Origin of the sequence: Pseudomonas sp. BMW13, assembly GCF_013357275.1 — a bacterium.
In the GTDB taxonomy this organism is placed as follows: domain Bacteria; phylum Pseudomonadota; class Gammaproteobacteria; order Pseudomonadales; family Pseudomonadaceae; genus Aquipseudomonas; species Aquipseudomonas khazarica.
The window spans coordinates 39758-46305 of the sequence record NZ_SUKD01000037.1 but is presented as its reverse complement, the minus strand read 5'-3'; the positions used below and the strand labels follow the sequence as shown (position 1 = coordinate 46305).

Sequence of the window (6548 nt, the reverse complement as noted above, 5' to 3'; positions counted from 1 at the left end):
CGCTTCACCCGTCCACCGTTTGCTGTACGCGATGGTGGATGAGAAGAGCGTCATCCACCCTACGGTTGCAACACGTGAGCTCACGTACGGTGGTCGACGCTTCACCCGTCCACCGTTCGGTATACGCGGTGGTGGATGAAAAGAGCGTCATCCCCCCACGGTTGCAACACGTGGTCTCACGTAGGGTGGACGACGCTTCACCCGTCCACCGTTTAATGTACGCGGTGGTGGATGGCAAGCGCGCCATCCACTCTCCAATCCCGATAACAGCGGGTCCACCCGCCGCCACCTGATGAGCCTTCCTGCATGATCCGATTCCAAGGCGCCGCGGTTACCGCCTCTGCCTCGCTGTACATGACCAAGCTGTGCAAGCACTTTCGCCACAAGATCGCCGTGGAGTTCGATGAGCGCAGCGCCGATGCACGTTTCCCGTTCGGGCGCTGCCTGATGCAGGCCGATGCGGACAGCCTACGCTTCGACTGCCAGGCCGACGACGACGAGGCTGCTGCACGCATCCGCTTCGTGCTCGACGATCACCTGGTGCGTTTCGCCCGCCGGGAAAACCTGAGCATCACCTGGAGCGAGGACATCGCCGATGAGGGCTAGCGTCGTCCTCTGCCTGCTGGCGCTGCTGTCCTCTCCTGCGCTGCAGGCCGAGCCCTGGCAGCCGGCGACGCTGGCGCAGGCGGAAATGCGCGAGCTGCAGTCCCGGCATACCGGGCGCACCTATCGCCTGTACCTGTCCCGGCCGCAGGGCGAGGCGCCGCCACAGGGCTACCCGGTGGTCTATGTGCTCGATGCCAACCTGTTCTTCCCGCTGCTGTCGCAGCAGGCGCTGATGTATCAGCCGCATGCCTCCCGCGACGGTCGCGAGGCCGTGCTGGTGGTGGGCATCGGCTACCCGGGCGATGCGCCTTTCGATGTACCGGCGCGCGCCGAGGACTACACGCCGCCCGCGCCGGACATGCGCGACACCGGTGATCGGCTGGCCACCCGGCAGGGCGGCGCCGAGCGCTTCCTCGACTTTCTCGAGGATGAGGTCAAACCACTGGTCGCCACGCGCTACAAGGTCGACCCGCAGCGGCAGACGCTGTTCGGCCACTCCTACGGCGGCCTGTTCACCCTCTACACGATGCTCAGCCGTCCGCAGGCGTTCCAGCGCTATTTCGCCTCCAGTCCGTCACTGTGGTGGAACCGGCGCTATGCCTTCGACCTGCTGCAGGCCCACGCAGGGCAGGAGCAGCGACCGCAGGTGCGCCTGCTGCTCAGCGTCGGAGGTGGCGAACAACCTGCGGCCGGTGCACAGCTCAAGGATGCGCGGCAACGGCACCTGGCCGAACGGCGCATGGTGGACAACACGCGTGAATTCCATCAGCGCCTGAATGCGCTGGGCCTGCCCAACGAGCTGCTGGTGGCCCCGGGGCGCGACCATGCCGGCAATGCCTTCGTCAGCAGCGTGCAGGTGCTGGACTTCGCGCTGCAGCCGTAGGGCGGGTGCAACCCGCCAGGCAACGCTGGCAGGGGGCCGCCGCCCTGTCGAGGTCGGGTAGGGTCAGCGCACGCTCAGCGCCAGGTCGATGCGCTTGAGCCACTCGGCCTCGGCCTCGAAGTCGGCCTGGGTCAGCGGGTTGGCCGCCAGCCAGCCGTCGGGGAAATGAATTTCCAGGCTGTTGTCGCCGATCTTGAACTGCACCTCGGGCATGCTCTGGGAGCCCCGGATGTGGTGGAAGAGAATGGCGAAACGCAGCAGCACGCACAGGCGCATCAGCTGCACGCCTTCCTCGCCGAAGTCGGCGAACTTGTCCTTGGGGATGTTGCGGCGGTGGCCGCGTACCAGCAGTGCCAGCATCTGCTGGTCCTGGCGCGAGAAGCCGGCCAGGTCGGAGTGTTCGATCAGGTAGGCGCCGTGCTTGTGGTACTGGTAGTGGGCGATGTCCAGGCCCACCTCGTGCACCTTGGCGCCCCAGCTCAGCAGCTCGCGGTGCCAGTCGTCGGTCAGGCCCCAGTCGCTGGCCACCTTGTCCAGCGCCGAGAGCGCCTTGCTCTCGACCCGTGCGGCCTGGTCGACGTCGACGTGGTAGCGCTCCATGAAGGCCGACAGGGTGCGTTCGCGTACATCCTCGTGCTGATGGCGGCCAAGCAGGTCGTACAGCACGCCTTCGCGCAGGGCGCCCTCGGAGTGGGTCATGCGCTGGATGTCGCAGGCGTCGAAGATGGCTTCGAGAATCGCCAGGCCGGCCGGGAAGATGCCGCGGCGATCCGGCTTGATGCCGTCGAGGTCGATCTTCTCCACCTCGCCGAGCTTGAACAGCTTGCGCTTGAGCCAGGCCAGGCCTTCGAGCGTGACTTCGCCACTGCCCAGGCCGGCCGCCTTGGTCGCCAGGCCGATGGCCTTGATGGTGCCGGAAGCGCCCACGGCGTCCTCCCAGCCGAGGCGGCGCAGGCCCTGCTCGATGCCCATCAGCTCCAGGCGCGCAGCGGTGTAGGCCTGGGCGTAGCGCGCCGGGGTGATCTTGCCGTCCTTGAAGTAGCGCTGGGTGAAGCTGACGCAGCCCATCTGCAGGCTTTCACGCAGCAGTGGCTCGAAGCGCTGGCCGATGATGAATTCGGTGCTGCCGCCACCGATATCGGCGACCAGGCGCTTGCCCGGTGTGTCGGCGATGCTGTGGGACACACCCAGGTAGATCAGGCGCGCTTCCTCGCGCCCAGAAATGACCTCGACCTGGTGGCCGAGAATCTCCTCGGCACGGCGGATGAACACCGCCCGGTTGCGTGCTTCACGCAGGGCATTGGTGCCGACCACGCGCACCGCGCCTTCCGGCAGGCTGGTGGTGAACTGGGCGAAGCGGCGCAGGCAGTCGAGGCCGCGCTGCATGGCTTCTTCACTGAGCTGGCGTTCGTCGTCCAGGCCTGCCGCCAGCTGTACCTTGTCGCCAAGCCGCTCGAGGATGCGGATCTCGTGATTGTCGGCCTTGGCCAGCACCATATGGAAACTGTTCGAGCCCAGGTCGATGGCGGCGATCAGGGGGAAACTCTCGGCAGGGGCTTGGGGCATGATGGCGGCATCTCGTTCGATTTCCGCGCCATCCTGCCACGACTGAGCGGATGAGCCAACGCATACGGATGTCGCAGAATGGCCGATCCGCTGCTCATGCCGGCTGGCGGATCAGTGAACGGGGTAGTCCTGGCCCCAGAGCCGCACCGACACGCCGCTGTCCATCGGCCCGGCGAAGATGAAGACCTGGCGTACGCCTGCGTTCGCCGGAACGGTGATTTCGTCCGGATTCTGCAGCCCTGGCAGCAGCGGGTTGGCGTAGCCATCGGCGTCGATCGCCAGGAGCGCGCCGGTCTGCGTCAGATTGATCAGGCGCAGTTGCGTGGCGGAAGTATTCTTCAGGCCGAGCGTGACGCGCAGGTTGTCGCCGTCCGGCTGCGTTTTCAGCACGTCGACCTGGACGATGTCCGCCATCTGCTCGTGGTTGGAGATGACCTGTGCGCCATCGGCGCCCTGGGCCGACTCGCGGCCATCGATCACGCCTTCGGTGATGCCGCCCAGCAGGTTCTTCCCGGCCGATATCGCCGAGGACACCGCCGCCTTGGCCGACTCCTTGATTGTGCTGCCTTCGCTGCCTGTCTCGGCGCAAGCGCCGGTGCTCAACAGCAGCATGCCGATCACGGCCGGGACTGAACGGAGAGAAACCATCTGATGCTCCTTGTTGGGATGGCGCGGCTGAGTCGTGCGGCAAGCCGCCCTGAGCCGTCATGTTGCTTCCTGCTGCTCAGCAGACCCTGTGCGCAGGCACGAGGCAAGCCAGTCGCGGCTCGCCGGAGGGCTGCGTCCGAGCGCTAGCCTGTGGCAAATCCGCCGCGACGGCAAGGTCCTCCAGCGGGGATTGCGACGGAGTGACGTGACCTGGAACCCCGGTCACGAAATCACAGGTGCCTTACGCCCCGGAGTATCCAGGGCGCAGCACCTGTGCCCGCGCAGGTGGCGCCGTGCGATGTCCCCGGCCGCTCAGAGCAGGGCTTGCAGCGGTCGTTCGAGCATCCGCTCTTCGCAGTTGTGGCCATTGCCGCCGCGATCCACCACGAGGAAGCGAGCGGGGCGTTGCAGGCTCAGCAGCGGGTGGTGCCAGGTGCCACGGGCGTAGTTGATGCCTTGATCCGCTGCGCTGACGAAGGCACGGATGCGCGACTCGTCCAGTTCGCCAGGCGGGGCGACGACGATCAGCATGCGTCCGCCATCCACCGGGTAGAACGCCTGGCTGCCCAGGGGGTGTCGTTCGAGCATGCGAATCGCGATGGGCGCATGCCAAGCCTGGCCCTCGAACAGGTTGACCAGGGTGCGCGGCGCCTCGCCGGCCAGTTCCACCCGGGCCAGGTCGTGATAGCGGGTGGTGGTCCCGGCGTTGATCGGAAAGGAGCGGGCACCGGCGGTCTCGATCACCTCGCCGAACGGGGCGAAGGCCTCGCGGGTCAGCGGCTCGATGTGCAGCGGCAGGGGCGGCATGGCGTTCACAGGTTCACCGAGCCGATGAAGTTGCGCAGTTCCTCGGTGTGCGGCGCGGCGAACAGCGCCTTGGGGTCGCCGATCTCGTGCACCTTGCCCTGGTGCATGAACACCAGCTTGTCGCCCACTTCGCGGGCGAAGCGCATCTCGTGGGTGACCATGATCAGGGTCATGCCTTCGCTGGCCAGTTGTTTGACCACCGCCAGCACCTCGTTGACCAGCTCGGGGTCGAGCGCCGAGGTGATCTCGTCGCACAGCAGTACCTTGGGCGACATGGCCAGTGCGCGGGCGATGGCCACGCGCTGCTGCTGGCCGCCGGAGAGGCGCTCGGGGTAGGCGTCGAACTTCTCGGCCAGGCCGACGCGTTCGAGCATCTGCCGGGCGACGGCCTCTGCATCGGCGCGCGAGGTCTTCTTCACCACCTGCGGTGCGAGCATGACGTTCTCGCCGACGGTCAGGTGCGGGAACAGGTTGAACTGCTGGAACACCATGCCGACCTTCTGCCGCAGGCTGCGCAGGTCGGCGCGGGCGGCGTCGATGTACTCGCCGTCCACTTCGATCACGCCGTCGTTGATCGACTCCAGGCCGTTCAGGGTGCGCAGGAAGGTGCTCTTGCCCGAACCGCTGCGGCCGATGATGGCGACCACTTCGCCTTCCTCCACCCTGAGGTCGATGCCCTTGAGTACATGGTTGTCGCCGTAGTACTTGTGCAGCGCGGTGACGTTAAGCAGTGACATTGAGCCTCCTTTCCAGGCGGTATGCAGCGAGGGACAGCGGGTAGCAGAGCAGGAAGTAACCGAGGGCGACGAAGCCGTAGACCATGAAGGGCTCGAACGTGGCGTTGGCCAGCATGCTGCCGGTCTTGGTCAGCTCGGTGAAACCGATGATCGAGGTCACCGCAGTGCCCTTGACCACCTGCACCGAGAAACCGACGGTGGGCGCCACGGCAATGCGCAGTGCCTGCGGCAGGACCACGTGGCGCAGGGTTTCCAGGCGACTCATGGCCAGGCTCTCGGCGGCCTCCCACTGACCTCGGCCGATCGATTCGACGCAGCCGCGCCAGATCTCGGCGAGGAAGGCGCTGGTGAACAGGGTCAGGGCCGTGGCGGCTGCCAGCCAGGGCGATACGTCGATGCCGAGCAAGGCGATGCCGAAGAACACCAGGAACAGCTGCATCAGCAGCGGCGTGCCCTGAAACAGCTCGATGTAGCCACGGGCCAGGATGCGTGGCGCAGACAGCGGCGACAGGCGTGCCAGCAGGACCAGCAGGCCGGCGATGCCGCCGCAGACGAAGGCCACCAGCGACAGCAGCAGCGTCCATTGCAGGCCGGTGAGCAGGTTGCGCAGGATGTCCCAGAGGGTGAAGTCCATCAGCGGGCTCCCATGATGAAACGACGGCCGACCCAGGCCAGCAGCTGGCGGATCAGGATGGCCATGAGCAGGTACAGCGCGGTGGTCAGCAGGTAGGTCTCGAAGGCGCGGAAGTTGCGCGACTGGATGAAGTTGGCGGCGAACGACAGCTCCTCGGTGGAAATCTGCGAACACACCGCCGAACCCAGCATGACGATGATGATCTGGCTCGACAGCGCCGGCCACACCTTGCCCAGGGCCGGGCGCAGCACCACGTGGCGGAAGGTCTCGAAGCGGCTCATGGCCAGCGCGGCGGCGGCTTCCAGCTGCCCGGCCGGAATGGCCTGGATGCCGGCACGGATGATCTCCGTGGAATAGGCGCCGAGGTTGATCACCATCGCCAGCACAGCGGCCTCCCACTCGCTCAGGCGTACGCCGAGCGAAGGCAGGCCGAAGAAGATGAAGAACAGCTGGACGATGAATGGCGTGTTGCGGATCAGCTCCACATAGACGCCGAAGATGCGCTCGAACGGGCGGATGCGCCAGGCGCGCAGTATGGCCCCGACGATACCGAGGCCGACACCCAGCAGGGTGCCGATCGCGGTCAGGCCGAGGGTGAAGGCCGCGCCCTGCAGCAGCAGGTCGCTGTGCTGCAGGACGGCGGCGAAGTCGAACTGGTACGCCATGG

8 protein-coding genes are annotated in these 6548 nt (G+C 66.5%); 2 read left to right on the top strand and 6 right to left on the bottom strand.

Annotated features, from left to right (window positions below):
- Positions 1-306 precede the first annotated feature (306 nt).
- Both E4487_RS23380 and E4487_RS23375 read left to right on the top strand, forming a co-directional pair.
- Complete coding sequence (locus E4487_RS23380; protein WP_150607565.1) at positions 307-606, top strand: DUF2218 domain-containing protein; 300 nt, start codon at positions 307-309, stop codon at positions 604-606.
- Positions 596-1489, top strand: coding sequence for an alpha/beta hydrolase (locus tag E4487_RS23375; protein ID WP_175254499.1), 894 nt, complete (start codon positions 596-598; stop codon positions 1487-1489). Before E4487_RS23380 ends, E4487_RS23375 begins: the two co-directional genes overlap by 11 nt.
- A gap of 63 nt (positions 1490-1552) precedes the next feature.
- Here the strand turns inward: E4487_RS23375 and ppx are convergent, their stop codons facing one another.
- The 6 genes from ppx to E4487_RS23345 form a co-directional block, all read right to left on the bottom strand.
- Positions 1553-3055, bottom strand: coding sequence for an exopolyphosphatase (gene ppx / locus E4487_RS23370; RefSeq protein WP_037052866.1), 1503 nt, complete (start codon positions 3053-3055; stop codon positions 1553-1555).
- 111 nt (positions 3056-3166) lie between these two features.
- A complete protein-coding gene (locus E4487_RS23365) occupies positions 3167-3703 on the bottom strand; it encodes a hypothetical protein (RefSeq protein WP_373921565.1) in 537 nt (178 codons plus the stop codon).
- A 312-nt stretch (positions 3704-4015) separates the two neighbouring features.
- Positions 4016-4519, bottom strand: a complete 504-nt coding sequence (locus tag E4487_RS23360) for an ureidoglycolate lyase (RefSeq protein WP_175254498.1) — start codon at positions 4517-4519, stop codon at positions 4016-4018.
- The gene (locus tag E4487_RS23355; protein ID WP_037052868.1) at positions 4516-5247 is read right to left on the bottom strand and encodes an amino acid ABC transporter ATP-binding protein; all 732 of its coding nucleotides are present in this window, start codon (positions 5245-5247) and stop codon (positions 4516-4518) included. Before E4487_RS23355 ends, E4487_RS23360 begins: the two co-directional genes overlap by 4 nt.
- A complete protein-coding gene (locus E4487_RS23350) occupies positions 5234-5884 on the bottom strand; it encodes an amino acid ABC transporter permease (RefSeq protein ID WP_172979201.1) in 651 nt (216 codons plus the stop codon). The genes E4487_RS23355 and E4487_RS23350 overlap by 14 nt, the downstream gene beginning before the upstream one ends.
- A complete protein-coding gene (locus E4487_RS23345; protein WP_175254497.1) occupies positions 5881-6546 on the bottom strand; it encodes an amino acid ABC transporter permease in 666 nt (221 codons plus the stop codon). Before E4487_RS23345 ends, E4487_RS23350 begins: the two co-directional genes overlap by 4 nt.
- Positions 6547-6548 lie beyond the last annotated feature (2 nt).

Coding starts and splice junctions, on each gene's coding strand:
- E4487_RS23380 (WP_150607565.1), top strand. CDS start 307: ATGATCCGATTCCAAGGCGCCGCGGTTACCGCCTCTGCCTCGCTGTAC.
- E4487_RS23375 (WP_175254499.1), top strand. CDS start 596: ATGAGGGCTAGCGTCGTCCTCTGCCTGCTGGCGCTGCTGTCCTCTCCT.
- ppx (WP_037052866.1), bottom strand. CDS start 3,055: ATGCCCCAAGCCCCTGCCGAGAGTTTCCCCCTGATCGCCGCCATCGAC.
- E4487_RS23365 (WP_373921565.1), bottom strand. CDS start 3,703: ATGGTTTCTCTCCGTTCAGTCCCGGCCGTGATCGGCATGCTGCTGTTG.
- E4487_RS23355 (WP_037052868.1), bottom strand. CDS start 5,247: ATGTCACTGCTTAACGTCACCGCGCTGCACAAGTACTACGGCGACAAC.
- E4487_RS23345 (WP_175254497.1), bottom strand. CDS start 6,546: ATGGCGTACCAGTTCGACTTCGCCGCCGTCCTGCAGCACAGCGACCTG.